Origin of the sequence: Rhodovulum viride, assembly GCF_003265965.1 — a bacterium.
Classification (GTDB): Bacteria; Pseudomonadota; Alphaproteobacteria; order Rhodobacterales; family Rhodobacteraceae; genus Rhodovulum; species Rhodovulum kholense.
The window spans coordinates 1-285 of record NZ_MUAV01000254.1 but is presented as its reverse complement, the minus strand read 5'-3'; the positions used below and the strand labels follow the sequence as shown (position 1 = coordinate 285).

1 protein-coding gene is annotated in these 285 nt (G+C 73.7%); it reads left to right on the top strand.

Features of this window, described 5'->3' with window-relative positions:
- Positions 1-38: 38 nt before the first annotated feature.
- On the top strand, positions 39-285 hold a 247-nt coding region (locus BYZ73_RS22080), incomplete at its 3' end, for a glycoside hydrolase family protein (RefSeq protein WP_245943272.1).

Here is a 285-nt window from a genome sequence, read left to right as displayed (position 1 = left end):
CGATCTGCTACGGCCACACGCGCACCGCGCGGCCGGGCATGGTTCTGTCGGATGCCGAATGCGAGGCCCTGCTGCGCGCCGAGGTGCGGGACTATCGCGCCCGGCTTCTGTCCCACTTCTCGGCCGAGACCCGGGCCCGGCGCCTGCCGTCGCCCCGCGACGCCGCCTTTACCAGCCTTGCCTTCAACGTCGGCGTGGCCAGCGCGGGCCGATCTACCGCGACCCGGCGCCTGAACGCGGGCGACGTGCCGGGCGCCTGCGAGGCCCTGACCTGGTGGAACAAGG